Source organism: Bradyrhizobium jicamae (assembly GCF_018130695.1).
In the GTDB taxonomy this organism is placed as follows: Bacteria; Pseudomonadota; Alphaproteobacteria; order Rhizobiales; family Xanthobacteraceae; genus Bradyrhizobium; species Bradyrhizobium jicamae_B.
In genome coordinates this window covers 1-26,181 of the sequence record NZ_JAFCJX010000052.1, presented here as the reverse complement: position 1 = coordinate 26,181, position 26,181 = coordinate 1, and the positions used below count along the sequence as shown (strand labels likewise).

Genomic DNA, 26,181 nt, shown 5'->3' with positions numbered 1-26,181 from the left:
GCCGGGGACGGCCGACGGGTCGTCCCCGGCGATTGCGCACTCAGAGCAGCATCTGCATCGCTTCGGGATAGTAGTGGAATCCCTCCTTGGTCTTGGCGACGTGGCCATAGCCGGGCCAGGCGAAGTGGTAGGACATCACGGCGGTCTTGTTGGCCGCCAGCATGTCCAGCAGCTTCACGCGGGTCTGCGCGGCCTGCTTTGGATCGCTGTCGTAGGAGAACTCCATCAGCGGCTTCTCCAGCAGCAGCACCGGGTGATGCGAGAGGTCGCCGAGGAAGCAGAAGGATTTGCCGGCCGAGCTCACCATGAAGATGGTGTGGCCGACAGTGTGGCCGGGTGCTGCGATCGCCTGCACGCCGGGCAGGAATTCCTGGCCGTCCTTGAAGAACACCAGGCGGTCGCGGATCGGCATCAGGTTCTTGCGGGCGTGGATCACGAAGTCCTTCAGCGGACCGCCGAGATTGGCTTCATTGGTCCAGAAGTCGAAATCGCTTTGGGCGATGTAGAATTGCGCATTCGGGAATAGCGGCTTGCCGTCTTCGCCGACGACGCCACCGATGTGATCGATATGCGCGTGCGAGAACACGACCGCATCGATCTGCTCCGGCTTGATGCCGGCTTCGGCCATGCTCTTCTGCTGCCGGCCGGTGGTCGGGCCGAACGCTTTCGAGGTGCCCATGCCGGTGTCGAACAGAATGAGTTTGTCGCCGGTGTTGACGATCGGCGAGTTCTGCTCGAGCACGACATTTTCCGGCGAGAGGAAATTGTCCGACAGCATCTTCTTCACTTCGTCGTCGGGCACGCCGACGAAGGTGCCCTTGGGCGGGCCGAGCGGCAGCGGTCCGTCGGAGACGACGGTCACCTCGGCATCACCGAGGTTGAAGCGATGCCAGTAGGGCGTCTGTGTGCCGAGCTTGGGCGCCTTGGCGAGTGCGCTTTCGCCGAGCAGCGTAGAGGCGCCGAGACCGGCGCCGAGTGCGAGCAAGGATCGTCGTGAGACATTGAGCGTCATACGTCTTCCTCCAGGATTTTTATGAGATTTTTTCGCGAAGCCGCCCGCGCCCCTTCCGCCGCTATGACCTGACGCGGGCATAGGCATGCTGCGCTCGCCCGCGCAAGCTGGCAAGTAGAATTAGATCAGCGCAGCGCACACGATAGAATTCTGACTACCGTGCAACTCTGCTGCGCAGCGCATAAGCGAGATTTATTTCGCGGCGCGCTTGGCCTCGATGGCATCCCAGATCTTGGCCGCGACATCGGGGCCGTTCAACCGCTGGATTGCGCGGATGCCGGTCGGCGAGGTCACGTTGATCTCGGTGAGATTGCCGTCGATTACATCGATGCCGACGAAGAGCAGTCCGCGCTCGCGTAGCGCGGGACCGACGGTTGCACAAATCTCGCGCTCGCGATCGGACAGCTCGGTTGCCGCCGCAGCACCACCGCGCACCATGTTGGAGCGCAGGTCATCCGGAGCCGGCACGCGGTTGACGGCACCGGCGAATTCGCCGTCGACCAGGATGATGCGCTTGTCGCCATGCTTCACCTCGGGAAGGAAGCGCTGAATCACCCAGGGCTCCCTGAAGGTCACCGAGAACATGTCGAACAGCGAACCGAAATTCATGTCCTGCGGCATCACGCGAAATACGGCGGCGCCGCCATGGCCGTGCAGCGGCTTCATCACGACGGCGCCGTGCTGATCGCGGAAGGCGTTGATCTCGTCGAGATCGCGCGAGATCAGGGTCGGCGGCATCAGCTGCGGAAAGTTCATCACGAACAGCTTTTCCGGCGCGTTGCGTACGCTGGCGGGATTGTTGACCACCAGCGTCTTCGGATGGATGCGCTCGAGGAAATGCGTCGAGGTGATGTAGGCGAGATCGAACGGCGGATCCTGGCGCAGCAGCACGACGTCGAAACCGTTCAGCGCCTCGCGCTTGGGCTCGCCGAGGGTGAAGTGATCGCCGACCTCGTCGCGCACGGCGAGAGGTTGCAGTGGCGCCACCAGCTCTTCGCCGCGCAGCGAGAGCTTGTCGGGCGTGTAGTAGGAAATGCCGTGACCGCGCTTCTGCGCCTCGAGCAACAGCGCGAAGGTGGAATCGCCGCGGATGTTGATGCGCGCGATGGGGTCCATCTGGACGGCGACGTTCAATTTCATGGGCGGTATCCGCAGGTCTCTCGAGGGAAAGTTATCACTGGCTCGCGTCGAATGCCGCTAACAGATGGCGCGGCAGGCTCTTCGGCGCAATCAGCACGACGTCGAATCTGAGATCAAATTCCGCATGCTCGGGATGCGCCATCAGCCAGGCCTCGGCGGCGTTGACGATGCGCTGCTGCTGGCGCGGCGTCACGGCATAGGCGGCCTCGTCGAGACTGGCGCGGGCCTTGACCTCGACGAATGCAATCAGGTTGCGGCGGCGCGCCACCAGGTCGATCTCGCCATAGGGTGTGCGGAAGCGTTTTGCCAGGATGCGGTAGCCCTTGGCCATCAGCCAGGCCGCGGCGCGGCTCTCGGCGGAGATGCCGGTCTGGAACGCGGCGACGCGTTCGGGGGAGGCGTTCTCAGTCTTCGCCATCGTCGCCCCTCAAGTCCTTGGCAAGCTCCAGCGCGCGGGCATAGACCTCGCGACGCGGGCGGCCCGACAATTCGACGGCATGCGCGACGGCGTCCTTGACGCTGTCGCGCGCCAGCGATGAACGCAGGAGATCGTCAAGTGCGTCCTGGCCCATCACCTGCGCGTCGGCCGAGGGTGGACCGACCACCAGCACGAATTCGCCACGGGTCTCCAGACCATCCGCGCGCGCGGCGAGCTCCGCGATCGGCGCGCGCGTAATCTCCTCGTGCACCTTGGTCAGCTCACGGCAGATCGCGGCATCGCGATCGCCCATGATGGCAGCGAGATCGCGCAGACTGTCCTGCACGCGGTTGCCTGACTCGAACATCACCAGCGTCGCCTGAATGTTCGCGAGCTCAGCGAGCCGGGTGCGGCGGGCGTGTTCCTTGGCCGGCAGGAAGCCTTCGAAGAAGAATCGGTCGGTCGGCAGCGCCGCGACCGACAGCGCTGATAGCACCGAGGAGGGGCCGGGGACGGCGATCACCTGATGGCCGGCGGCGCAGGCCTCGCGGACCAGCTTGAAGCCGGGATCGGAGATCAGGGGCGTGCCGGCGTCGGAGACCAGCGCGATCGAGGCGCCCTGCGCCAGCCGCTCGAGGATCTTCGGCCGCGCCTGGGCGGCGTTGTGCTCGTGATAGGGCTTCAGTTCCGCCGAGATCGCGTAGCGCTCGGTCAGGCGGCGGGTGATGCGGGTGTCCTCGCAGGCGATGATATCGACCCCGGCCAGGGTCTCCAGCGCGCGGAGCGTGATGTCGCCGAGATTGCCGATCGGGGTCGCCACCAGATGCAGGCCCGGAACCGGTTTGGGCGCGGTCAACAGCTGGTTGCCGATCGAGAAAGTTCTCGTTTGAGAACCGGTCGTGGCCTCTGGGCCATAGCTGGAGCTAGCTTTTGCGCGCATGATGCCAATCTAGAGGGAGGGCTGCGCTTGCGCCACACCCTGAAAGGGTTGTGCGCGGTGTGGCTGGGTCGTTCGGCAACGGCGTCGTCAGACCATAATCCTATTGTTTTAGTTAACTATTCGCCGACAATATGCCCGAATCCATCCCCCTCATCTGAGACCGGATGGAGTCCTGGCCGATCTCGGTCGGTCAAGAGAAGAGAGACGATGACAGGCCCGCACCACCGCAAGTCTCAGCCGTCGGGCGCGACCCGGCGGACGGCGCTCGGCCTGATGCTCGGCGCGCCGCTGCTGTCGGCCTGCTCCAGCGTCCAGCAAAGCTTGAGCCAGTTCTCCAACCCGTTCGGCGGCCAGGACTCCGCCGTCCCGGCCGGTCCGCCCCAGCAGCCGCAGGCGGTCGGAACCGGAGGGGTCAAGGTCGGCGTGATCCTGCCGCTGTCGGCCTCCGGCAATGCCGGGGTCGCGGCGCAGTCGATGAAGAATGCCGCCGAGATGGCGCTGGCCGAGTTCCAGAACCCGAACATCCAACTCCTGATCAAGGACGACGGCGCGAGCCCGCAAGGCGCGGCACAGGCGACCCAGCAGGCGCTGGGCGAAGGCGCCGAGATCATCCTGGGCCCGCTGTTTGCCGGCTCGGTGCCGGCCACCGCGCAGCTGACGCGCGCCAAGGGCACCTCGGTGATCGCCTTCTCGACCGATTCGAGCGTCGCGGGCCGCGGGGTTTACCTGCTGAGCTTCCTCCCCGAATCCGACATCAACCGCATCGTCGACTATGCCGCCGGCACCGGTAAGCGCTCGTTTGCGGCGCTGGTGCCCGACAATGCCTACGGCAACGTGGTCGAGGCTGCGTTCAAGCAGGCGGTCGGCCGCAAAAATGGCCGTGTCGTCGCCTTCGAGAAGTATGGCGCCGATCGTGCGACGCCGGCGCGCAACGTGGCGCAGCAGCTTGGCCAGGCCGATGCGCTGCTGCTGGCCGATGACGGTGATTCCGTCGTCGCGACCGCGGACGCACTGACGGCGGCGGGTTCGAATTTGCGCAACATTCAGCTGCTCGGCACCGGCCTGTGGGACAATCCGCGGGTGTTCGCGAGCCCCAATCTGCAGGGCGGTCTGTACGCGGCGCCCGATCCGTCCGGCTTCCGCGGTTTTGCCAATCGCTACCGCGCGAAATTCGGCGGCGAGCCGGTGCGTACCGCAACGCTGGCTTATGATGCGGTCGCGCTCGTCGCCGCGCTCGCGCGCACCCAGGGCGCGCAGCGCTTTGCGCCGGAGACGCTGACCAACCCATCCGGCTTTGCCGGCATCGACGGCCTGTTCCGCTTCCGCTCCGACGGCACGAATGAGCGCGGCCTCGCCGTCATGAAGCTTGCGACGGGCGGCAGCACGCCGGTCGCGGGATCGCCAAAGAGTTTTGGGGCTTAGAGCATGATCCGGAAAAGTGTGTAGCGGTTTTTCCGATAAGATCATGCTCCAATAATCAAGCCGCGAGATCCGCAACGACGGCATCGAGCACCGGGAAGCCCGACTTCGTCACGCGCAGGCGTCCATCGGCATCGACCGAGATCGCGCCTTCCTCGCGCAGCATCGCGATCCGGCCCGGATCGAGCTGACGCCCCGAGAGCTGCGCATAGCGCTTCGGATCGATGCCTTCCGCGAGCCGCAGTCCCATCAGCAGAAATTCGTCGGCGCGCTCTTCGCTGTTGAGCAGGTCGTCAGTGACGACGCCGTGTCCGCTGGACTCGACGCGCATCAGCCAGGCCTCGGGCCGCTTTTCGGTCGCGGTCGCGTGCCTGATGCCGTCGATGTCGAGCCGGCCATGCGCGCCCGGACCGATCCCGGCATATTCCTCGCCGCGCCAGTAGACGAGGTTGTGCTTGCACTCGGCGCCCGCTCGCGCGTGATTGGAAATCTCGTACGCCGGCAAGCCCTCGCGCGCGCAGACCTCCTGCGTCACGTCGTAGAGCACGCGCGACGTCGCCTCATCAGGCGTCTGCAATTTGCCGGCGGCGTGCAGGCCGAAGAACGGCGTGCCTTCCTCGATCGTCAGCTGATAGAGCGACAGATGCTCGGCGGCTTCGCCGATCGCCTGCTTCAGCTCGGCTTCCCACATCTTTGGCGTCTGGTCGGGCCGCGCGTAGATCAGGTCGAAGGAGTAGCGATCGAACGCGGTACGCGCGATCGCGACCGCATCGAGCGCTTCGCGCGCCGTGTGCAGCCGCCCCAGCGCTTTCAGCGAGGCATCGTCAAGCGCCTGCACGCCGAGCGAGACGCGGTTGACGCCGGCTGTGCGATAGCCGCGGAAGCGCGTCGCCTCGACGCTGGTCGGATTGGCTTCGAGCGTGACTTCGACGTCGCGGGCGACCGACCAATGCTTGCCGATCGCATCGAGGACGGCGCCGACCGTCTGCGGCTGCATCAGCGACGGCGTTCCGCCGCCGAGGAAGATCGACGACACCTCGCGGCCGGGTGCCCGCTCAGCCGTCGTCTCGATCTCGCGGGCGAAGGCGCGCACAAAGCGCTCCTCATCAACAGGCGCGTGGCGGACGTGGCTGTTGAAGTCGCAATACGGGCATTTCGACAGGCAGAACGGCCAGTGGACGTAGACGCCGAAGGCTTCGCGGTCAGCCAAGGCAGATCTCCGCAAGCTTGACGAAGGCGCGTGCGCGATGGGACAGGCCGAGACCGAGCGGCGGCAGGCCGTGCTTCTCGATACCAGTCATCTCGCCGAAGGTACGCGTGTATCCGTCGGGCAGGAAGGCCGGATCGTAGCCGAAGCCGGCGGTGCCGCGCGGCGGCCAGACCAGGGTTCCGTCGACGCGGGCCTCGACCTCTTCGAGATGATCGTCGGGCCAGGCGACGCACAGCGCGGAGACGAAATGCGCTCTTCGGCGGTCGGGCGTGGTGGCGCCGCGCTCCTGCAGCAGGCGCTCGACCCGCGTCATTGCCGCCATGAAATCCTTGCTCTCGCCGGCCCAGCGCGCCGAATAGATTCCGGGTGCGCCATCGAGCGCGTCGACCACGAGGCCGGAATCATCGGCGAAGGCCGGCAGCCCCGTTGCCTTCGCCGCGGCGATTGCCTTGATCGCCGCGTTGCTGCGAAACGTATCGCCGGTCTCCTCGGGCTCGGGCAGGCCGAGCTCGCCGGCCGAGGCGACGTCGACACCATGCGGCGCCAGCAGCTCACGCATCTCGACGAGCTTGCCGGGATTGTGGGTGGCGATGACGAGCTTTCCGGTGATTCGACGGTGCATGGCCAATCAGACTACGCGACCGCGATCTTCTGCAAGTCGACCAGACGCGCGACACCCTTGCGTGCAAGGGCCATCAATGCCAGGAACTCGGTTTCCGAGAACGGCGTCTTCTCCGCGGTGCCCTGCACCTCGATGATGCGGCCGTCGCCGGTCATGACGAAATTGGCGTCGGTGTCGGCTTCCGAATCCTCGGCGTAATCGAGATCGAGCACCGGCGTGCCCTGATAGATGCCGCAGGAGATCGCGGCGACATTGTCGCGCAGCACGTTGGTCTTCAGCATATTGCGCGACTTCATCCAGTTGAGGCAGTCGGCGAGTGCGACCCAGGCGCCGGTAATCGAGGCGGTGCGGGTGCCGCCGTCGGCCTGGATGACGTCGCAGTCGACCGTGATCTGACGCTCGCCGAGCGCTTCGAGATCGACGGCCGCGCGGAGCGAGCGGCCGATCAGGCGCTGGATCTCGACAGTGCGGCCGCCCTGCTTGCCCGCGGAGGCCTCGCGGCGCGTGCGCTCCAGCGTGGCGCGCGGCAACATGCCGTATTCGGCGGTGACCCAGCCGCGGCCCTGACCCTTGAGCCAGGGTGGCAGCCGCTCTTCCAGCGTGGCGGTGACCAGCACATGGGTGTCGCCAAATTTTACCATGCAGGAACCCTCGGCATATTTGACGACGCCGCGTTCCAGCGTGACGGGGCGCAACTGATCGGGCGCACGGCGGCTCGGCCGCATGGAAACCTCCGAAAATGCAAAAGAAATCGTTGGCCGTGCTTGTAGGAGGGGGAGCGGGCAGCGGCAAGGGTTTTCGGCCCCGTAAACAGCGGGGTGAAAGCGCGCTTGTCACATGCCTCCCGGATAGACAAATTAGGGGGACGAGTGAGGGAGAAAAGGTGGCTCACCACGATCCGATCGGACTTATTGCGCCACACGCTGGTTTGGCCCAGCTCAACGAGCGTTCGCGCGACATTTTTCGTCAAATCGTCGAGAGCTATCTGGCCACCGGCGAGCCGGTCGGTTCGCGCAACATCTCCCGCCTGATCGCAGTTCCGCTGTCGCCGGCTTCCGTCCGCAACGTGATGTCGGACCTGGAACAGCTGGGCCTGATCTATGCGCCGCACACCTCGGCCGGCCGGTTGCCGACCGAATTGGGCCTGCGCTTCTTTGTCGACGCCCTGATGCAGGTCGGCGACCTCACCGAGGCCGAGCGGCAGTCGATCCAGACCCAGCTCGCCTCCGTCGGCCGCGCGCAATCGGTCGAGGCGGCGCTCGGCGAAGCCCTGACGCGGCTGTCGGGCCTGACGCGGGCCGCGGCCGTGGTGCTGACTGCCAAGAACAATGCACGGCTGAAGCATATCGAATTCGTCCGGCTGGAGCCGGAGCGGGCGCTCGTGGTGCTGGTCGCGGAAGACGGCCAGGTCGAGAATCGCGTGCTGGCGCTGCCGCCTGGCGTTCCCTCCTCGGCGCTGACGGAAGCCACCAACTTCCTCAATGCGCGGATTCGCGGCCGCACGCTGGCCGAAGCGCGCCTGGAACTCGAGACCGCGCTGACCCAGAGCCGCGCCGAACTTGATCAGCTCACGCAGAAGGTCATTGCGGCCGGAATCGCGAGCTGGTCCGGCGGCGAGAACGAGAACCGGCAATTGATCGTGCGCGGCCATGCCAATCTGCTGGAAGATTTGCACGCGCTGGAGGATCTCGAGCGCATCAAGTCGCTGTTCGATGATCTCGAGACCAAGCGCGGCGTGGTCGACCTGTTGGGCCGGGCCGAGACCGCCGATGGCGTGCGCATCTTCATCGGCTCGGAGAACAAGCTGTTCTCGCTGTCGGGTTCCTCGACCATCATCGCGCCCTATAGCGACGGCGCGGGCCGGATCGTCGGCGTGCTCGGGGTGATCGGCCCGACCCGGCTCAATTACGCCCGGGTGATCCCGACCGTGGATTACGCCGCCCGCATCGTCAGCCGCATTCTGGGTGGCTGATCGGCCCCCGCTGGGGCGCTTCAGCGCTTGATTTTCGCGTCCTAAAGCACGATATGGCGGGCAACCAATCCCCGATATTTGATCCGACGCGAGTTTCCGAGAAGGCAAGCCATGACCGATCCAAACCGGCCGAACGACAACGCCGAGGCCCCGGCGCAGACCGGCGAGCCCGTGGTGTCCAAGCCCTACATCATGCCCGACGATCCCGAGCCGGGTTCGGTCGAGACGCTGACCAAGGAGCTGGCCGAGGCGCGCGACCGGACCTTGCGCACGCTGGCCGAGATGGAGAATCTGCGCCAGCGCACCAAGCGCGAGGTCACCGATGCCAAGACCTATGGCATTACCGGCTTTGCCCGCGACGTGCTCGAGATCGCCGACAATCTGCAGCGCACGCTGGACGCCGTTTCGGCCGAAGCCAAGGCCGCGGCTGATCCGGGCCTGAAAGCGCTGATCGAGGGCGTCGAGCTGACCGAGCGCTCGCTGCTCAACGCGCTGGAAAAGAACGGCGTGAAGAAGTTCGATCCGTCCGGCGAGAAGTTCGATCCGAACTTCCAGCAGGCGATGTACGAGGTGCCGGATCCGTCGGTCCCGCAGGGAACGGTCGTGCAGGTCGTGCAGGCCGGCTACATGATCGGCGAGCGCGTGCTGCGCCCGGCGCTGGTCGGTGTTGCCAAGGGCGGCGCCAAGGCAGCCCCGGCGGCGGCGCCCACGGAATAACGAGGCGTACGGCTCTCTCCAGCCGTCGTCCTGGCCTGTGCCGCGACGACGGTGAGTGTGTGGTTCACACGCTCCGTCCACATCGTCGCCCTGGCGAAAGCCAGGGCCCATAACCACCGAATTCGATTGTGAATGGGATCGTGGCCCCAGCGTCGCGCAGCAATGCGCATTTGGGGTAATGGGTCCTGGCTTTCGCCAGGACGACGGATTTGCGGTTTGGGTCAATCTCGATCACTCGCAGCTTCGCGTTCTCGCGACATGGTTTGCCCGAGTTTTTCATCTCGTTACGCGCACTCTTCGGATAGAGGGCGCAGGGAAAGCCGGGTGCGCGCTGCACCCGCGGTCTCGTGCGCATGTGCACAAAAAGAACTGCGCACACGAGCATACAGGGCAGCGGAGGCACTCCGGCCTTCCCTGCGCAATGGCTTTACGGCTTATACGTGCTCATCCCGGTGACCAGACTTCATTGACACCGTCGCCCGCGGACCAGCCACGGACAAGACGCCAGCCCTGGGGCGTCCGACCTGCACGACTTCACCGTCCGCATCATGCGCACACGTCAATTGCGCACGCCGCGGCCACCGCATCCCTACCCACGTTCGTGGCGATCGCGAGCGCCCCTCTGATCGGGTAGAATAGAAGGCTTGTAGCATAAATCAGTAATACTGTAAAGACGAAAAATCGTCATAGCGGAAATAATTTGCATGCCTGCGAGGTGTTCAGCTCCGAGGGCGCCCCGGACGCTGACGCCAAAACTCCCTTTGGGTCGACCTTCAAAATATCCCGATTTTCGCTATTTTGGGGAAAATGGAGGCTTCTCATGGCGACCGTGACCCTCAGCGCGAGTGAATTCCAAGAGCGGGTCGGCGAGGCGCTCGACCGCGCGCTGAGTCAGCCGGTGTTGATCACCAAGCACGGCCGGCCGCGCAACGTCGTACTGTCGTATGACGAATACGAACGCCTGCGCGCCCGCGATCGCCTAGCAGTGCGGGCCGAAGAGCTGACCGACGAGGATATCGCTGCCCTTGAGGCGAGCGAAATGGCACGTGGATATGAGCATCTGAACGCCGAGCTCAAGGCGAAATGAGCCTTGAGCTGAGTCGCTTTCGGCGGTCGTTTCGAGCGGCGACCTACGCGATATCGCCCGACTGGATCCGCTTCACCCCGGCCTTCGCCATGTCGGCCCAGGCCTTGGCGAGCGAGCCCTGGGTGTCGATGCCGCGGCAGGCGTCTTCCACCACATAGGTCTCGAAGCCGGCCTTGCGCGCATCGAGCGCGGTCCATGCCACGCAGAAATCGGTGGCGAGACCCGCGACGAAGACGCGCTTGATCTTGCGCGCCTTGAGATAGGCGGCAAGCCCCGTGCTGGTCTTGCCGTCGGCTTCGGTGAAGGCCGAATAGCTGTCGACGTCCTTGTGGAATCCCTTGCGGATGATCAGCCCGGCCTGCGGGATCGAGAGGTCCTTCGAGAGCCCGGCGCCGTCGGTGCCCTGCACGCAGTGATCGGGCCACAGCACCTGCTTGCCATAGGGGAGGTCGACGGTCTCGAACGGCTTCTTGCCGGAATGGACCGATGCGAAGGAGATGTGACCCGGCGTGTGCCAATCCTGGGTCATCACGACGTTGGCGAAGCTCTTCGCCATCTTGTTGATGATCGGGACCACCTGCTCGCCGTCCTTCACGGCGAGGCTGCCGCCGGGCAGGAAGCAGTTTTGCACGTCGATCACGAGCAGCGCGGACGCTTCGTCCGGCTTGATCGCCGCTGCCCAGACCCCGTTCGAGATGAAAGTTGCAAGCGCCGTCGCGCCGGCACCTGCAACGACCTGTCGTCGATTCAACATCGTCCCTCTCCTCGCTGATGAAACTTGGAGGGCATGAACCGGAAGCGCGGAGACCGGTCTTCCCAGAGATCACGCCCAGGCAGGAAACGACGAGAGGCTAGTTCCGTTTGTATACGAATGAAAGGCCGATTTTTCGGCACCGGAGCCTATTCCGTTTCCATTGCATCGGACCAAAACGCTCGCTTGCGAACGGCGCGGTCAGCCGCGCGGCTGGATGCCGTCGCGCACGGCACGGAAGCGCGGGAAGGCCTTGGCCCAGTCGTCGCGCGGCGCGCTGCCGATGATCCGGATCGAGGTCTGCCCGCCGAAGCGCAGCCACTGCACGATGGTGACAGGCGTATTGTCCTTGCCGCTGGTCGCCTCGATCCGGGTCTCGAAGCCGGGCTGGCCGTCGATGCGGACCGCCTCGTTCATGGTGATGCGGCCGTCGCGCACGCCGGGGATCGTGGTCGCGATCTGACGGGCGAAACGGTCGCGATCGTCGGGCGAAGCCGCTGTCGACGGGACCATGCCGAGGATCACGAACGGCTTGGTCTCGAAGCCGGTCTTCTCGTCGCCGTCGGCCATGATCAGCGCAGCGCCGGGTGCGATCATGCGGACATATTTGAAGTCGCCGAGATCGGTGATCTTGAACGGCATCAACGCGAGCTGCTCCTCGGCCGGCACCTCGGTGCGGATCACCGCGGATGCGAACATCTGCCGGATGGCATCGTCGCTGTAGATCTTGCTGGCGTTCTCCGGCACCTGCACGGCGACATAGCCGGAGAAGCTCGGACCCGGCAGGATCATCGAATAGCGCTTCACATTGGTGGTGCCGGCGCGCGCGCTCTCGATCGTGTAGTAGGCGAGCCCGGCCGAGGTCTCGATGCTGTCGGGCTTGATGCCCCCGGTGCCGCCGGGATTGGCCTTGAACGCATTGGCAACCTCGCCATAGGCGTCCGCAGGCAGGTCGGTGATCAAGACCTTCACGCTCTGATCCTCGGTCTCGAACCCGATGAACGACTTGGCGCGGACGAGGCCGACCAGCGGCTTCAGGCCGACGCGCGCACCGGGCGGAAATACCGCGTCGTCGGCGAATGCGGACCAGGTGGCGGCAACGAGGAAAGCGACCGCAGCGAGAAGTCGGATGGGCATCATGAAAGATCTACCGGGTTTGCGCGGGGCCGTTCTTGAGAAGGCCGGCGCAGGGCTGGAAAAGGCCTCATTCAGTCGGCCCGCTTTTAGCGGTTTTGATGGCCCAGCAACAGGGCACTGCAGCGCTTCATGGGTCCTTGCTGCCCGAAATCGCCGCCTTTCGCGGGGATTTGAGCGGGTTTTGCGGAGATTTCGGCAGTGTGCTTGCGCGGGCAACCAGCGCGCGCAGCGGCCAAATATCGCGCCCGGCCTGTGCATAGCTGCGCGCTCTGCGGTTGGCTTGTGAGCGTTCACTCAACAAGCATGAGCCGATCGTGTGCGCATATCGGCGGTTGATCGCGACCTGCAACATTGCTTATTTGTTAACATGTTTAGGGGTTGAAAGCGGTGCGGTCCTGACCTGACATAATCTTTCAAACGTCAGTCTTTTCAGGCCTCAACGTTGCGTTCGGTCCTTGCGGGCCAGACCCTCCCTCCTATATCAGGCTCACCGTCGCAATATCGCGAGTAATTGATCGTCTGGGGGTTCGGTTCGGTGCGCCGTCAGGGCCCAACCAACCTGCCGCAGCAAGAAGGATATGAGAGCTATGGGAAAGGTCATTGGTATCGACCTCGGCACCACGAATTCGTGCGTCGCCGTAATGGATGGCAAGAACGCGAAGGTCATCGAGAACGCAGAAGGCATGCGTACGACGCCCTCGATCGTTGCCGTCACTGACGATGGCGAGCGCCTCGTCGGCCAGCCGGCGAAGCGCCAGGCCGTGACCAATCCCGAGCGCACCTTCTTCGCTGTGAAGCGCCTGATCGGCCGTCGCTACGACGACCCGATGGTGGAGAAGGACAAGAAGCTCGTTCCCTACAAGATCGTCAAAGCCTCGAACGGCGACGCCTGGGTCGAGGCCGACGGCAAGACCTATTCGCCTTCGCAGGTCTCGGCCTTTATTCTGCAGAAGATGAAGGAGACCGCGGAAGCCCATCTCGGCCAGAAGGTCGATCAGGCCGTCATCACGGTTCCCGCCTACTTCAACGACGCGCAACGTCAGGCCACCAAGGACGCCGGCAAGATCGCGGGTCTCGAAGTGCTGCGCATCATCAACGAGCCGACCGCAGCTGCGCTGGCCTACGGCCTCGACAAGTCGAAGGCCGGCACGATCGCGGTGTACGACCTCGGCGGCGGTACCTTCGACGTCTCCATTCTTGAAATCGGCGACGGCGTGTTCGAGGTGAAGTCCACCAACGGCGATACCTTCCTCGGCGGCGAAGACTTCGACATGCGTCTCGTTGGTTACCTGGCCGACGAGTTCCAGAAGGAGCAGGGCATCAACCTGCGCAACGACAAGCTTGCCCTGCAGCGTCTGAAGGAAGCCGCTGAAAAGGCCAAGATCGAGCTGTCGTCGACCACGCAGACCGAGATCAACCTGCCGTTCATCACTGCGGACCAGACCGGTCCGAAGCATCTGACGATGAAGCTGACCCGCGCCAAGTTCGAAGCGCTGGTCGACGACCTCGTGCAGAAGACCATCGAGCCGTGCCGCAAGGCGCTGAAGGATGCCGGCCTCACCGCCGGCGAGATCGGCGAAGTGGTGCTGGTCGGCGGCATGACCCGCATGCCGAAGGTGCAGGAAGTCGTGAAGCAGCTGTTCGGCAAGGAGCCGCACAAGGGCGTCAACCCGGATGAGGTCGTCGCCATCGGTGCCGCGATCCAGGCCGGCGTTCTGCAGGGCGACGTCAAGGACGTGCTGCTGCTCGACGTGACCCCGCTGTCGCTGGGCATCGAGACGCTGGGCGGCGTGTTCACCCGCATCATCGACCGCAACACCACGATCCCGACCAAGAAGAGCCAGGTGTTCTCGACGGCCGAGGACAATCAGAACGCCGTCACCATCCGCGTCTTCCAGGGCGAGCGTGAAATGGCGGCCGACAACAAGATGCTCGGTCAGTTCGACCTGATGGGCATTCCGCCGGCGCCGCGCGGCATGCCGCAGATCGAGGTGACGTTCGACATCGACGCCAACGGCATCGTCAACGTGTCCGCCAAGGACAAGGCGACCGGCAAGGAGCAGCAGATCCGGATCCAGGCATCCGGCGGCCTGTCCGACGCCGACATCGAGAAGATGGTCAAGGACGCCGAGGCCAACGCGGCCGAGGACAAGAAACGCCGCGAGGCGGTCGACGCCAAGAACCACGCCGACAGCCTGGTGCATTCGACCGAGAAGGCGCTCGCCGAACACGGCTCGAAGGTCGCCGAGACCGAGCGCCGCGCGATCGAAGACGCCGTCAGCGACCTCAAGGAAGCGCTGAAGGGCGACGACGCCGAGGCGATCAAGGCCAAGACCAACACGCTGGCGCAGGCTTCGATGAAGCTCGGCGAGGCCATGTACAAGCAGCAGGCCGAGGCCGACGCCAAGAAGGACGCTGCCAAGGATGACGTCGTCGACGCGGAGTTCACCGAGGTCGACGACGACAAGAACAACAAGAAGTCCGCTTAACCGCGAGCCGGCATCATGACCCCCACACCAAAGAGCACGCCACGCGTCTCAATGGGGTGGGGGTCATTTTTCGTTAAGCCGGTCACTGCATCTTCCAGGGCTGCATCTTCAAAGACTGCATCTTCCAGGGTCTCATTTTGCAAACAGCCGCGATCGTTTGCGATGGCGACGAACTTCGGACGGAATTGACGGATGTCCACCAAGCGCTGCTATTACGAAACCCTCGAGGTTGAGCGGACCGCGGACGAGACCAAGCTGAAGTCGGCGTTCCGCAAGCTTGCGATGAAATGGCATCCGGACAAGAATCCGGGCGATGCCTCGAGCGAGGTCAAGTTCAAGGAAATCAACGAGGCCTATGAGGTCCTCAAGGACGGCGACAAGCGCGCCGCCTATGACCGCTTTGGCCACGCCGCCTTCGAGCAGGGCATGGGCGGCGGCGGTCCGGGCTTCGGCGCCGGCTTCGCCTCGTCGTTCTCCGATATCTTCGAAGACCTGTTCGGCATGGCCGGACAGCGTCGTGGCGGCGGTGGCCGCGAGCGTGGCGCCGACCTGCGCTACAACATGGAGATCGCGCTGGAGGAAGCCTTCCAGGGCAAGACCGCGCAGATCGAAATCCCGGTTTCCGTCACCTGTGAATCCTGCTCCGGCACCGGCGCCAAGGCCGGCACCAAGCCGAAGACCTGCTCGCACTGCGGCGGCGCCGGCCGCGTTCGCCAGGCCCAGGGCTTCTTCACGCTGGAGCGCACCTGCCCCGGCTGCCAGGGCCGCGGCCAGATGATCGAGGATGCCTGCGCCTCCTGCGCCGGTTCCGGCCGCGTCACGCGCGACCGCACGCTCTCGGTCAACATTCCCCAGGGTGTCGAGGACGGCACGCGCATCCGCCTCGCCGGTGAAGGCGAGGCCGGCGTTCGCGGCGGTCCGCCCGGCGACCTCTACATCTTCCTGTCGCTGACCACGCACCAGTTCTTCCAGCGCGATGGCGCCGACCTGCATTGCCGCGTGCCGATCTCGATGGTGACGGCTGCGCTCGGCGGTGAGTTCGAAGTGCCGACCATCGATAAGGGCAAGACCAAGGTGAAGGTGCCGTCGGGCACCCAGTCCGGCCGTCGATTCCGCATCGCATCAAAGGGCATGCCGGTGCTGCGCTCGCGCCAGACCGGCGACATGTACGTCCAGGTGATGGTCGAAACGCCGCAGAATCTGACCAAGAAGCAGCAGGAATTGCTGATGGAGTTCGAAAAACTGTCGTCCGGTGCAACGCAGCCGGAGGCGGCGGGTTTCTTCTCTAAGGTCAAGGACTTCTTCGGAAACCGCTCGTCTCCGCAGTAACCGTTGCGCTTGACCATAACGGTTCTGACCTATACCTCTTTATGACTGTTTTCTGACAACCGCTCGATTGTGCGGTCCCGCCTGGTAGCGACATGCCCCTGCAATCGTCCGTGCGCGCGTTGAAGAAGCCCCTCCGTCTCGACGACGAGGTCCGTTTCCTCCGTTCATGGATCGAGAAGCCGCTGCATATGGGCGCGGTGATGCCGTCAGGGCGTCTGCTTGCCCGCACCATGGCGCAATATGTCGATCCGCAAGGGGAAGGTCCGGTCGTCGAACTTGGGCCCGGGACCGGTGCGATCACCAACGCGCTGATCGAGCACGGCGTCGATCAGAAGCGGCTCGTCCTGGTCGAATACAATCCCGGCTTCTGCGCGCTGCTCCGTGAGCGCTATCCGCAAGCCAAGGTCGTCCATGGCGACGCCTACAAGCTCCGCGACTCGCTCTGGGAAGTCCTGAAGACCCCGGCATCCGCCGTGGTCTCCGGCCTGCCGCTGGTCACCAAGCCGATGCTGACCCGCCTGAAGCTGATCCGCGACGCCTTCGTGGCGCTCGATCCCGGCGCTCCCTTCATCCAATTCACCTATTCGGTCGTGCCCCCGATTCCCAAATCGCTGCCGGGCGTGTCCACAGAAGCTTCCGAGCGGATCTGGATGAACCTTCCGCCCGCCCGGGTCTGGGTGTATCGCAAGGGCTAAGACTGCCCGGCGCGTTTCGCGCGGCGGGGTTGGCCCCAACCGCGATTTCAAAAATGTCCGCGCTGAAAATCCTCGTGATCCCGGGATCGCTGCGATCAGGCTCGCTCAACGCGAAGCTCGCCGCCGTGATCGCGCATGCGCTGGCGCAGGCCGGCGCCGACGTCACCCGCATCTCGCTCGCCGATTATCCGCTGCCGATCTATGACGGCGATCTGCAGGCCAAATCCGGCGTGCCGAAGCACGCGGTCGATCTCAAGCGCATGCTCGGCGCGCATCACGGCGTGCTCCTTGTGACGCCGGAATACAATTCCTCGGTGCCGGCGCTGGTGAAGAACACCATCGACTGGATCAGCCGCGTGCAGGATCCGCACGAGAGCCGCGGGCAAGTGTTCCGCGACCGCGCCTTCGCGATCGCGGCCGCCTCCGGCAACCGGCTCGGCGGCACCCGCGCGCTGGCCGCATTGCGGCTCATTCTCTCGGCCTGCCATGCGACCGTGATCCCGAACCAGCTCGCGCTGTCATTCGCCGAGCAGGCCTATGACGATATGGATCGTCTGAAACACCCCGCCGACATCGAGGCGCTGCAGGCGCTGGTGCGGCAGCTGATCGACCATTCCCAACGCATGATGTGAGGTGACATGCAGCCAGCCCCTATCGCTCCGAGAGACCGGTTGATCGTGGCGCTCGATTTGCCGTCCGTGACTGCCGCGGAGGCGATGATCGCAAAGCTCGGCGACAGCGTGAACTTTTACAAGATCGGCTATCAGCTCACCTATGCCGGCGGCCTGCCGCTGGCGAAAGAGCTCGCGCAAGCGGGCAAGAAGGTCTTCATGGACCTCAAGATGCACGATATCGGCAACACCGTGGCGCGCGGCGTCGAGAGTGTCGCGACGCTGGGCGCGACCTTCGTCACCGTGCATGCCTATCCGCAGACCATGAAGGCCGCGGTCGAGGCGCGCGCCGGCTCGGGGCTGAAGATCCTCGCGGTCACCGTGCTGACCTCCTATGACGACGCCGATCTGCATGCCGCAGGCTACCGCCTCGGCGTCTCCGACCTCGTCGAGGCGCGCGCGCAGCAGGCGCAGGTGCTCGGCGTCGACGGCATCGTCAGCTCGCCCGAGGAAGCCGGCGCCCTGCGCAAGATCGTCGGCCACCAGATGAACCTGGTCACCCCCGGCATCCGCCCCGCCGGCTCGGCGAGCGGTGACCAGAAGCGCATCATGACACCGGCGCGGGCAATCGCGGCCGGCGCTGACTATCTGGTGGTCGGGCGGCCGATCGTCGAAGCTGCTGACCCCAGGGCGACGGCCGAGGCCATCCAGGCCGAGATCGCGCAGGCGCTGGGTTAAACAACGAACAACAAGGGAGAAGAACAATGGCAAAGGCATACTGGATCGCGCGCGTCGACGTGCACAATGACGAGGGCTACAAGCCCTACGCGGCTGCGAACCCTGCGATCTTCAAGAAATTCGGCGGCCGCTTCGTCGTACGCGGTGGCAAGTTTACCGAGATGGAAGGCCAGAGCCGCTCGCGCAATGTCGTGATCGAATTTCCGGACTACGAAACCGCGCTGGCCTGCTTCAACTCGCCGGAATACCAGGCCAATATCAAGGTCCGCCAGCCGCATTCCACGGCGGACCTTGTCATCATCGAGGGCTATGACGGCCCGCAGCCCTGAGGCCCCGCGGTTGTCGGAACACGCATAGCCAGCTATACGGCCCTGGTGAGGTGAGCCATGGCTGACATGCGGTTGATTGTTGCGGGCGCCGGCGGCCGGATGGGCCGCGCGCTGACGCGGGTGATTTCGGAAACACCGGGTGCGGTGCTGGCAGGCGCGCTGGAAGCGCCGGGCTCGGAGCTGCTCGGCAAGGACGCCGGCGTGCTGGCGGGCCTGCCGGCCAACGGCATCGAGCTCTCCGCCGATCTCTGGACCATGTCGGCGAAAGCCGACGGCATCCTCGATTTCACCGTGCCGGCGGCGAGCATCGCCAATGTTGCGATCGCGGCCGAGCGCGGCCTCGTCCATGTCATCGGCACCACCGGCCTGTCGTCGTCGGACGAGGCCGTGATCAAGAGCGTGACCAACCGCGCCGTCGTGGTGCGGTCGGGCAATATGAGCCTCGGCGTCAATCTGCTGGCCGCGCTGGTCAAGCGCGTCGCGCAGTCGCTCGACCAGAGCTTTGACATCGAGATCCTGGAATTGCACCACAAGGCCAAGATCGACGCGCCGTCAGGCACTGCGTTGATGCTCGGCGAGGCCGCCGCGGCAGGCCGCAAGATCGCGCTCGAGCAGCATTCGGCGCGCGGCCGCGACGGACTGACCGGCGCGCGGCGTCCCGGCGATATCGGCTTTGCCTCGCTGCGCGGCGGCACCGCGGCGGGCGATCACAGCGTGATCTTCGCCGGCCCGTCCGAGCGCATCACGCTGTCGCACCACGCCGAGGACCGCACGCTGTTCGCGCAGGGCGCGCTGAAGGCGGCGCTGTGGGCGCATGGCAAGAAGCCCGGCTTCTATACCATGGCCGACGTGCTGGGATTGAGCGATTAACTTTCAGCTAGCAGAAACGGAAGTATTGGAATGAGCGAACGTCTTCTTGTGCTGGTCCGGCACGGCCAGAGCGACTGGAATCTGAAGAACCTGTTCACCGGCTGGAAGGATCCTGATCTCACCGAGCAGGGCATCGCCGAGGCCAAGGAAGCCGGCCGCAAATTGAAAGCACAAGGCCTGTCGTTTGACGTCGCCTTCACCTCCGACCTGACCCGCGCGCAACATACGCTGAAGCTGTTGCTGGCCGAGCTCGGCCAGACCGGCTTGAAGACCACGAAGGATCTCGCGCTCAACGAACGCGACTATGGCGATCTCTCAGGCCTCAACAAGGACGACGCCCGCAAGAAGTGGGGCGAGGACCAGGTGCTGGTCTGGCGCCGCTCCTACGACGTGCCGCCGCCCGGCGGCGAGAGCCTGAAGGACACGCTGGCGCGCGCGCTGCCCTATTACGTCAAGGAGATCTTGCCCGGCGTGCTGCGCGGCGAACGCACGCTGGTCGCCGCCCACGGCAATTCGCTGCGCGCGCTGATCATGGTGCTGGAGAAGCTGACGCCCGAGCAGATCCTCAAGCGTGAGCTCGCGACCGGCGCGCCGGTGATCTATCGCCTCAATGCGGATGCGACGGTGGCGTCCAAGGTTGATCTCGCCGCGTGAGCGGCGCGGTCGAACTCTCCGTTCTCGCAGCGCCGGTCTCCGACACGGCGCTGAATGAGCTCGCGTCCGTCCTCGTCGATTGTGTCGCGGGCGGCGCCAGCGTCAGCTTCATGGCGCCGTTCTCGCAAGGAGATGGCCTGGCATTCTTCCGCAAGGTCGCGAAGTCAGTTGCGGCCGGCGATACGGTGCTGCTGGTCGCCAAGCTCGACGGCAAGATCGTCGGCACCGTGCAACTCGGCCTCGACACGCCGCCCAACCAGCCGCACCGCGCCGACGTCAAGAAGATGCTGGTGCATCGCGCAGCACGCGGCCGCGGCGTTGGCGCATTGCTGATGGCGCGCATCGAGGACGAGGCCAAACGCTGCGGCCGCTGGTTGCTGGTGCTCGACACCGTGCCCGGCGACAACGGCTACCGCCTCTACAAGCGCGCCGGCTGGACGGAGTGCGGATTGATTCCGAACTACGCGCTGTTTCCCGATGGAAGGCTGTGCGACACGGCGCTGTTCTGGAAACGATTGGATCAGTAGCCGCGTGGATTTGTAGGGTGGGCAAAGCGACTTGTCCGCCGTAGCTCGAAGAGCGAAGGCGGAAGCGTGCCCACCATCACGAGCACGCCGAGAATGGTGGGCACGGCGCAAGAGCGCCTTTGCCCACCCTACAAATCTCTCAATGCAATCCCACTTGCCCGGCTTCCCAGCCGAGCATCGCCTGCTTGCGCGTGATGCCCCAGTGATAGCCGGTCAGCGCGCCGCTCTTGCCGAGCGCGCGGTGGCACGGCACCACGAACGACACCGGGTTGCGGCCGACCGCGGCGCCGACGGCGCGTGAGGCCTTCGGCCTGCTGATCTTGCAGGCGATGTCGGAATAGCTGACCGCGCGACCCATCGGGATCTTCAGCAGCGTCTCCCACACCCGCACCTCGAAATCGGTGCCGATCAGCACCACGCGCAGCGGCTGGTCGGGCCGCCACAGCCGCGTATCGAACACGCGCTGTGCCAGCGCGACGGTGCCGTCGGCGTCCTCGACATAGGTCGCGTTCGGCCAGCGTCGCTTCATGTCGGCAAACGCAGTCGCTTCGTCGCCGTGATCGGCGAAGGCAAGGCCTGCCAGCCCGCGGTCGGTCGCGATCACGATCGCGGTGCCGAACGGAGAAGGATGGAAGCCGTAGCGCAAGATCATGCCGGCGCCGCCATTCTTCCATTCGCCCGGCGACATCGCTTCATGGGTGACGAAGAGATCGTGCAGCCGGCCCGGGCCCGACAGGCCTGAGTCCAGCGCCGCGTCGAGCACGCTGGCGGAGTCGCGCAGCAGGCCCTTGGCGTGGTCGAGCGTCAGCGCCTGCATGAAGGCCTTTGGCGTCAGCCCGGCCCAGCGGCGGAACAGATGGTGGAGCTCATCCGGCGTCACCGCGGCGGCATCGGCCATCGCCTCGATGGTCGGCTGCGTGCGCCAGTGCTCGGAGATGAAGGCGATCGCGCGCCGCACCGAGTCGTAGTCGCGCAATGCGGCGTGCTGTGTGCCCGGCTTGGCCAGGCGTTCGTCATGGATGGCTGATATCATCATGGGTTCAGATTTAGGAGCCATGGCGCGTCCAAACCACCCGATTTCCGACAAACGATCAATGGATGGGATTGTAGGTGGGGCCGCGCTTCGCGGTGTTCAACGCAACAAGCAAGGCCTTGGAAAAGCTCGCTTTTTCGTCCGGGCTCAAAAAGCTGCCGACGCTGACCCGGCGGCCCCGTGAGACCAGGTAAAGCCGCTCGATTCCGAATTCCTCATGCGCGGTCTGCTCGAACTGCACCCAGAGCGGATTGAGCACCCATTCCACCACATGGCCGCGATGGCTGACCCGGCGGACCCGCAGCTCCGACGGCGTCACGGTGATTTCCTCGCTCGCCCTGGCGGTGCGGAAATTCACTTTGAACGCCCAGTAGATGATCAGCACGTCGAGCCCGAAGAAGCCGAAGATCGGCCAGGCGCCCATCCACCAGAACACGACGCCGGCGACGAAGCTGATGACCGTCACGAATGTCATCAGCACCACGAAACCGGTGCGGCTCAGCGAGCGATGCGGCGTCAATAGCGCCGAGAACAATTTCGGCTCGGCCTCGACGTCAGCTTTGGGATCAAAGTCGTTGCCTGCGGTCATGACGTGTCAGTATATCCCGATCATGGCCAAAATCATCCGCCCTCAACGCGCCAAGACATCGAGCGTTCGATCCGCGCCGACGAAGAAAGCCGCCAAGGCGCCGCCTCGCGTGGCAAAGAAGGCGGCCAAACCCGAGGCGGCTAAACCTAAGGCAGCCAAGCCAAAAGCTCCGAGGTTCAAGCCCTGGACGGCGGAGGAGGTGCACGAGGTCTTCAGCCGGTTCCGCAAGGCCAATCCGGAACCGAAGGGCGAGCTCGAGCATCTCAATCCCTATACGCTGCTGGTCGCCGTGGTGCTGTCGGCGCAGGCAACCGACGCCGGCGTCAACAAGGCGACCCGCGCGCTGTTTGCGGTGGCCGACACGCCGGAGAAGATGCTCGACCTCGGCGAGGACAAGGTCCGCGATTACATCAAGACCATCGGGCTTTATCGCAACAAGGCCAAGAACGTCATCGCGCTGTCGGAGAAGCTGATCGCCGAATTCGGCGGCGAGGTGCCGCGCACGCGGCCTGAGATCGAGTCATTGCCCGGCGCCGGCCGCAAGACCGCGAATGTCGTGCTCAACATGGCGTTCGGCGAGCACACGATGGCGGTCGACACCCATGTGTTCCGCGTCGGCAATCGCACCGGCCTTGCACCCGGCAACTCACCGCTCGAGGTCGAGCTCGGGCTCGAGAAGGTGATCCCGTCCGAGTTCATGCTGCACGCCCATCACTGGCTGATCCTGCATGGCCGCTACACCTGCCTCGCACGCAAGCCGCGCTGCGAGGTATGCCTGATCAACGATCTTTGCCGGTGGCCGGAAAAGACCGTCTGAGGCATGATCGACATCTAAGGTTGATAATGTCGTCCGGTATTCCAGAGCGTGCGTGAAGGGATCGTCGTGACAGATCAAGCGAGCCAGCAACCCGCCCCTGTGACCGCGCCGACGGCGCCAAAGCTGCAACCTGCGCCGAGCGGCTTCTGGAGCCGCTTCACGATTCCGCTGTTCGCCGTCATCGTCGCGCTCGGTTTCATCGTGCTGGCGACGGCGCGTTGGGATGCCTGGGTCGGCAACGCCACGATCCAGTCGACCAACGACGCCTATATCCGCGCGGAACTGACAAAGCTCAGCAGCCGTGTCTCCGGTGAAGTGCTGACGGTCGCGGTGAAGGATTTTCAGCGCGTCAAGGCCGGCGATCTGCTGGTGCAGATCGATCCCGCCGACTATCAGGCCCAGGTCGCGCAGGCCGATGCCGGTGTCGTCGGCGCGCAGGCAGCCCTCGACAATCTGAACAACCAGGTCGAGCTGCAATACGCGACGATCGCGCAGGCCGAAGCCGCGCGCGTCTCCGCGGAAGCGCAGGAGGTCGAGGCGCGGCAGGAGCAGGAGCGCCAGCAATCGCTGTCGCAATCCGAGTCCGGCACGCGGCAGCGGCTGGAACAAGCGACCGCCGGTTATGCCAAGGCGCAGGCCGACGTCCGCGCCAGCCGCGCCGTGATCGCGGCCCAGAAGCATCAGCTCGAAGTCCTGCAGGGCACCAAGAAGCAGCGCGCCGCCGATCTCGAAGGCGCCAAGGCGACGCTTGCGGCGGCGAAGCTGAAGCTTGGCTACACAAAGATCGTCGCGCCGTTCGATGGCGTCACCGGTGAGCGGCAGGTGCAGCCGGGTGACTACGTCAACACAGGCACCAACCTGATCAACGTCGTGCCGCTGCCCGATGTCTATGTGATCGCGAACTACAAGGAAACGCAGCTCACCCACGTCAAGCCGGGTCAGCCGGTCGAGATCACCGTCGACAGTTTCTCGAACGAGAAGCTGCGCGGCCGCGTCGAGCGCATTGCCCCTGCCAGCGGCTCGCAATTCGCGCTGCTGCCGCCCGACAACGCCACCGGCAATTTCACCAAGGTGGTGCAGCGCATCCCCGTGCGCATCCAGCTCGACAAGGGCCAGAAGCTGCTGGAGCGGCTGCTGCCCGGCATGTCCGTCGTCACCGACATCAACACGGCCGGAGCGCCTGCCGATGGCGGCAAGTGACGACGGCGATCGCGGCCCGGTCTCGCGCGGCGGCATCGCGCCGCAGCCGCTGTTCGCGGTCGGCGCGGTTCTGCTCGGCTCGTTCCTGGCGAATTTCGACAGTCGGCTGACGTCGGTCGGTCTGCCGGATCTGCGCGGTGCTTTCTCGCTCGGCTTTGACGAAGGCGCCTGGCTGTCGACCGCCGGCATCGGCTCGCAGATCCTGATAGCGCCCGCGGTCGCCTGGCTCGCCACGGTGTTCGGCCTGCGCCGTGTGCTCGGCATCCCCAGTCTCGTCTACGCCTTCATCTCGCTGATCATCCCGTTCGTGCACGATTTTGCGACACTGATCGGACTCAGCATCATCCACGGCATGCTGCTCGGCACCTTCGTGCCGGCGACGCTGATGATCATTCTGCGCAACCTGCCGATCCGCTGGTGGCTGCCGGCGATCTCGATCTATGCGATCCGTGTCGGCTTCGCGCTGGATACGTCGAGCTCGCTGGTCGGGTTCTACGTCGATCATCTCGGCTGGCAGTGGCTGTATTGGCAGAGCGTGGTGATCGCGCCGCTGATGGCCTTGATGGTCTATCTCGGCACGCCGCGCGAGCCGGTGAATCACGATCTGCTGCGGCACGCCGATTGGGGCGGCATGCTGCTGCTCGGTGCCGGCGTGTCGATGATCTATGCCGGGCTCGACCAGGGCAATCGGCTGGATTGGCTGGAGTCCGGCACGGTCATGGCGCTCCTGATCGGCGGCGGCGTCCTGTTCGTTCTTTTCCTGATCAACGAGACCCTGGTGCGCCAGCCCTGGGCGCATTTCAACGTGCTGTTCTCGCGCAACGTCGGCCTCGCACTAACGGCCATCCTGCTGTACACGCTGACCAGCCTCTGCAACTCGTCGCTGGTGCCGAACTTTCTCGGCACGATCGCGTCGATGCGACCGGAGCAATCGGGTGTGCTGCTGCTGACCTGCGGCGCGTTGCCGGCTTTCGTCTTGGTGCCGATCTCGATCGTCCTGCTCAGGTATTTCGATCCGCGGACCGTCGTCGTGCTCGGCTTTTCAGCCTTCGCCGCCGCCAATCTCCTGGGCACGCAGTTGAGCCACGATTGGGCGCGGGAGGATTTCGTCGGCATCGTGTTGCTGACCTCGGTGGGTCAGGCCTTCACGTTGTTGCCGATCATCATCCTGTTGCTCTCCAATGTGGATCCGTCGCGTTCCACGACCATTGCCGCCTATATCCAGATCATGCGGCTCGGTGGCGCCGAGATCGGCGTCGCCTTGATGGGCACCTGGCTCCGCGTGCGCGAGCAGATCCACTCCAATTATCTCGGGCAGTACGTCCAGAACGGCGATCCCGACGTCGTGCGCCTTCTGCAGAAGATGGCGGAGAGCTATGCCAGCCATGGCGCGGCATCGGCCAACGCGCGCGCCGTGGGCACGCTGGCGGCACGGGTGCAGCGCGAGGCCAATGTGCTCGCCTACATCGACGGCTTCTGGCTGTGCTTCTGGCTCGCGATGGCGGCGCTCGGTTGCGTCGCGCTGATGAAGCGGGCGCCGCCCGGACCGTTCACGCCGGCACCGTTTGGTTTTGCGAAGACGGTGCTGAGGAAGTGTGGTGTTGCGGTCTCGTAGTTCCCTCTCCCCGTTCTTCACGGGGAGAGGGTTAGGGTGAGGGGCTCTCTCCGCGCGATAGCCGTCTCATTTTTGCGTCGCGTCGATGAGTCGGACGGATCGTTGTTGCGGCCATACGTTGCCATGCCCCTCACTCGGATCGCATCTCGCGATGCGATCCGACCTCTCCCCGCAGAAGAGCGGCTGTTCGATTCACACATCGCGGAGCCCCAGAGTGGCGCCAAATTTGATGGCTTGGAAGGCTTCGAGCCCGATGCGCA

At 64.8% G+C, this 26,181-nt stretch carries 29 protein-coding genes; 16 read left to right on the top strand and 13 right to left on the bottom strand.

Annotated features, from left to right (window positions below; genetic code table 11):
• Nucleotides 1–40 precede the first annotated feature (40 nt).
• From JQ604_RS40295 to rsmI, 4 genes are all read right to left on the bottom strand, one after another.
• On the bottom strand, nucleotides 41–1,012 hold the full coding sequence (locus tag JQ604_RS40295) for an MBL fold metallo-hydrolase (RefSeq protein WP_212366320.1): 972 nt from the start codon (nucleotides 1,010–1,012) through the stop codon (nucleotides 41–43).
• A 192-nt stretch (nucleotides 1,013–1,204) separates the two neighbouring features.
• Nucleotides 1,205–2,152: a glutathione synthase gene (gene gshB, locus JQ604_RS40290; protein ID WP_212366319.1), complete on the bottom strand. Its 948-nt coding sequence runs from the start codon at nucleotides 2,150–2,152 to the stop codon at nucleotides 1,205–1,207.
• A 34-nt stretch (nucleotides 2,153–2,186) separates the two neighbouring features.
• Nucleotides 2,187–2,570, bottom strand: coding sequence for a YraN family protein (locus JQ604_RS40285; protein ID WP_212366318.1), 384 nt, complete (start codon nucleotides 2,568–2,570; stop codon nucleotides 2,187–2,189).
• On the bottom strand, nucleotides 2,557–3,510 hold the full coding sequence (gene rsmI, locus JQ604_RS40280) for a 16S rRNA (cytidine(1402)-2'-O)-methyltransferase (protein ID WP_212366317.1): 954 nt from the start codon (nucleotides 3,508–3,510) through the stop codon (nucleotides 2,557–2,559). Before rsmI ends, JQ604_RS40285 begins: the two co-directional genes overlap by 14 nt.
• Nucleotides 3,511–3,717: 207 nt before the next feature.
• Between rsmI and JQ604_RS40275 the strand changes: the two genes are divergently transcribed.
• On the top strand, nucleotides 3,718–4,932 hold the full coding sequence (locus JQ604_RS40275; protein WP_212366316.1) for a penicillin-binding protein activator: 1,215 nt from the start codon (nucleotides 3,718–3,720) through the stop codon (nucleotides 4,930–4,932).
• Nucleotides 4,933–4,987: 55 nt separating this feature from the next.
• Here the strand turns inward: JQ604_RS40275 and hemW are convergent, their stop codons facing one another.
• The 3 genes from hemW to rph are packed head-to-tail and all read right to left on the bottom strand — an operon-like array spanning nucleotide 4,988 to nucleotide 7,486.
• Nucleotides 4,988–6,139, bottom strand: coding sequence for a radical SAM family heme chaperone HemW (gene hemW, locus JQ604_RS40270; RefSeq protein ID WP_212366315.1), 1,152 nt, complete (start codon nucleotides 6,137–6,139; stop codon nucleotides 4,988–4,990).
• On the bottom strand, nucleotides 6,132–6,761 hold the full coding sequence (gene rdgB / locus JQ604_RS40265) for an RdgB/HAM1 family non-canonical purine NTP pyrophosphatase (RefSeq protein WP_212366314.1): 630 nt from the start codon (nucleotides 6,759–6,761) through the stop codon (nucleotides 6,132–6,134). Before rdgB ends, hemW begins: the two co-directional genes overlap by 8 nt.
• A gap of 11 nt (nucleotides 6,762–6,772) precedes the next feature.
• Entirely contained in the window at nucleotides 6,773–7,486 is a 714-nt protein-coding gene (gene rph / locus JQ604_RS40260; protein WP_212366313.1) for a ribonuclease PH, read from the bottom strand.
• A gap of 158 nt (nucleotides 7,487–7,644) precedes the next feature.
• On the opposite strand from rph, the gene hrcA reads away from it, so the two are divergent.
• From hrcA to JQ604_RS40245, 3 genes are all read left to right on the top strand, one after another.
• Nucleotides 7,645–8,733 carry a heat-inducible transcriptional repressor HrcA gene (hrcA, locus tag JQ604_RS40255; protein WP_212366312.1) on the top strand — a complete coding sequence of 363 codons (1,089 nt, stop codon included), beginning with the start codon at nucleotides 7,645–7,647 and terminating at the stop codon, nucleotides 8,731–8,733.
• Between the two features lie 111 nt (nucleotides 8,734–8,844).
• A complete protein-coding gene (gene grpE / locus JQ604_RS40250; RefSeq protein WP_212366311.1) occupies nucleotides 8,845–9,450 on the top strand; it encodes a nucleotide exchange factor GrpE in 606 nt (201 codons plus the stop codon).
• Nucleotides 9,451–10,270: 820 nt separating this feature from the next.
• Nucleotides 10,271–10,537 (top strand): type II toxin-antitoxin system prevent-host-death family antitoxin, encoded by a 267-nt coding sequence (locus tag JQ604_RS40245; protein ID WP_212366310.1) that lies wholly within the window; start codon nucleotides 10,271–10,273, stop codon nucleotides 10,535–10,537.
• A 43-nt stretch (nucleotides 10,538–10,580) separates the two neighbouring features.
• Here JQ604_RS40245 and pncA read toward each other — a convergent pair whose 3' ends face one another.
• From pncA to JQ604_RS40230, 3 genes are all read right to left on the bottom strand, one after another.
• Nucleotides 10,581–11,291, bottom strand: coding sequence for a bifunctional nicotinamidase/pyrazinamidase (gene pncA, locus JQ604_RS40240; protein ID WP_212366309.1), 711 nt, complete (start codon nucleotides 11,289–11,291; stop codon nucleotides 10,581–10,583).
• Between the two features lie 198 nt (nucleotides 11,292–11,489).
• Entirely contained in the window at nucleotides 11,490–12,428 is a 939-nt protein-coding gene (locus tag JQ604_RS40235; RefSeq protein ID WP_212366308.1) for a hypothetical protein, read from the bottom strand.
• Between the two features lie 124 nt (nucleotides 12,429–12,552).
• Entirely contained in the window at nucleotides 12,553–12,777 is a 225-nt protein-coding gene (locus tag JQ604_RS40230; protein WP_212366307.1) for a hypothetical protein, read from the bottom strand.
• A gap of 235 nt (nucleotides 12,778–13,012) precedes the next feature.
• Here JQ604_RS40230 and dnaK point away from each other — a divergent pair, with 235 nt between their 5' ends.
• Nucleotides 13,013–14,914, top strand: coding sequence for a molecular chaperone DnaK (dnaK, locus tag JQ604_RS40225; protein WP_212366306.1), 1,902 nt, complete (start codon nucleotides 13,013–13,015; stop codon nucleotides 14,912–14,914).
• On the opposite strand, the gene JQ604_RS40220 is transcribed toward dnaK, so the two are convergent.
• Nucleotides 14,911–15,114 (bottom strand): hypothetical protein, encoded by a 204-nt coding sequence (locus JQ604_RS40220; RefSeq protein WP_212366305.1) that lies wholly within the window; start codon nucleotides 15,112–15,114, stop codon nucleotides 14,911–14,913. The genes dnaK and JQ604_RS40220 overlap by 4 nt on opposite strands.
• Between JQ604_RS40220 and dnaJ the strand changes: the two genes are divergently transcribed.
• The 8 genes from dnaJ (at nucleotide 15,107) to JQ604_RS40180 (ending at nucleotide 20,667) form a co-directional block, all read left to right on the top strand.
• The gene (gene dnaJ, locus JQ604_RS40215) at nucleotides 15,107–16,243 is read left to right on the top strand and encodes a molecular chaperone DnaJ (protein WP_212366304.1); all 1,137 of its coding nucleotides are present in this window, start codon (nucleotides 15,107–15,109) and stop codon (nucleotides 16,241–16,243) included. The two genes, JQ604_RS40220 and dnaJ, sit on opposite strands and share 8 nt — an antisense overlap.
• Nucleotides 16,244–16,335: 92 nt before the next feature.
• Nucleotides 16,336–16,938 (top strand): class I SAM-dependent methyltransferase, encoded by a 603-nt coding sequence (locus tag JQ604_RS40210; RefSeq protein ID WP_212366303.1) that lies wholly within the window; start codon nucleotides 16,336–16,338, stop codon nucleotides 16,936–16,938.
• Between the two features lie 53 nt (nucleotides 16,939–16,991).
• On the top strand, nucleotides 16,992–17,570 hold the full coding sequence (locus tag JQ604_RS40205; RefSeq protein ID WP_212366302.1) for an NADPH-dependent FMN reductase: 579 nt from the start codon (nucleotides 16,992–16,994) through the stop codon (nucleotides 17,568–17,570).
• A 6-nt stretch (nucleotides 17,571–17,576) separates the two neighbouring features.
• Complete coding sequence (gene pyrF, locus JQ604_RS40200; RefSeq protein WP_212366301.1) at nucleotides 17,577–18,287, top strand: orotidine-5'-phosphate decarboxylase; 711 nt, start codon at nucleotides 17,577–17,579, stop codon at nucleotides 18,285–18,287.
• A 26-nt stretch (nucleotides 18,288–18,313) separates the two neighbouring features.
• Entirely contained in the window at nucleotides 18,314–18,616 is a 303-nt protein-coding gene (locus JQ604_RS40195) for a DUF1330 domain-containing protein (RefSeq protein ID WP_212366300.1), read from the top strand.
• A gap of 57 nt (nucleotides 18,617–18,673) precedes the next feature.
• Nucleotides 18,674–19,486 (top strand): 4-hydroxy-tetrahydrodipicolinate reductase, encoded by an 813-nt coding sequence (gene dapB, locus JQ604_RS40190; protein ID WP_212366299.1) that lies wholly within the window; start codon nucleotides 18,674–18,676, stop codon nucleotides 19,484–19,486.
• 30 nt (nucleotides 19,487–19,516) lie between these two features.
• A complete protein-coding gene (locus JQ604_RS40185; RefSeq protein ID WP_212366298.1) occupies nucleotides 19,517–20,140 on the top strand; it encodes a 2,3-bisphosphoglycerate-dependent phosphoglycerate mutase in 624 nt (207 codons plus the stop codon).
• Nucleotides 20,137–20,667, top strand: a complete 531-nt coding sequence (locus JQ604_RS40180; protein WP_212366297.1) for a GNAT family N-acetyltransferase — start codon at nucleotides 20,137–20,139, stop codon at nucleotides 20,665–20,667. Before JQ604_RS40185 ends, JQ604_RS40180 begins: the two co-directional genes overlap by 4 nt.
• Before the next feature lie 139 nt (nucleotides 20,668–20,806).
• Here JQ604_RS40180 and JQ604_RS40175 read toward each other — a convergent pair whose 3' ends face one another.
• Entirely contained in the window at nucleotides 20,807–21,703 is an 897-nt protein-coding gene (locus JQ604_RS40175) for a methylated-DNA--[protein]-cysteine S-methyltransferase (RefSeq protein ID WP_212366325.1), read from the bottom strand.
• A gap of 55 nt (nucleotides 21,704–21,758) precedes the next feature.
• The gene (locus JQ604_RS40170; RefSeq protein ID WP_212366296.1) at nucleotides 21,759–22,289 is read right to left on the bottom strand and encodes a DUF2244 domain-containing protein; all 531 of its coding nucleotides are present in this window, start codon (nucleotides 22,287–22,289) and stop codon (nucleotides 21,759–21,761) included.
• Nucleotides 22,290–22,311: 22 nt separating this feature from the next.
• Between JQ604_RS40170 and nth the strand changes: the two genes are divergently transcribed.
• The 3 genes from nth to JQ604_RS40155 all read left to right on the top strand — a co-directional run bounded on the left by nth (nucleotide 22,312) and on the right by JQ604_RS40155 (nucleotide 25,921).
• Nucleotides 22,312–23,106, top strand: a complete 795-nt coding sequence (nth, locus tag JQ604_RS40165) for an endonuclease III (protein ID WP_212366295.1) — start codon at nucleotides 22,312–22,314, stop codon at nucleotides 23,104–23,106.
• A 66-nt stretch (nucleotides 23,107–23,172) separates the two neighbouring features.
• Nucleotides 23,173–24,306, top strand: coding sequence for an HlyD family secretion protein (locus tag JQ604_RS40160; RefSeq protein ID WP_212366294.1), 1,134 nt, complete (start codon nucleotides 23,173–23,175; stop codon nucleotides 24,304–24,306).
• Nucleotides 24,293–25,921, top strand: a complete 1,629-nt coding sequence (locus JQ604_RS40155; RefSeq protein WP_212366293.1) for an MFS transporter — start codon at nucleotides 24,293–24,295, stop codon at nucleotides 25,919–25,921. The genes JQ604_RS40160 and JQ604_RS40155 overlap by 14 nt, the downstream gene beginning before the upstream one ends.
• Nucleotides 25,922–26,181 lie beyond the last annotated feature (260 nt).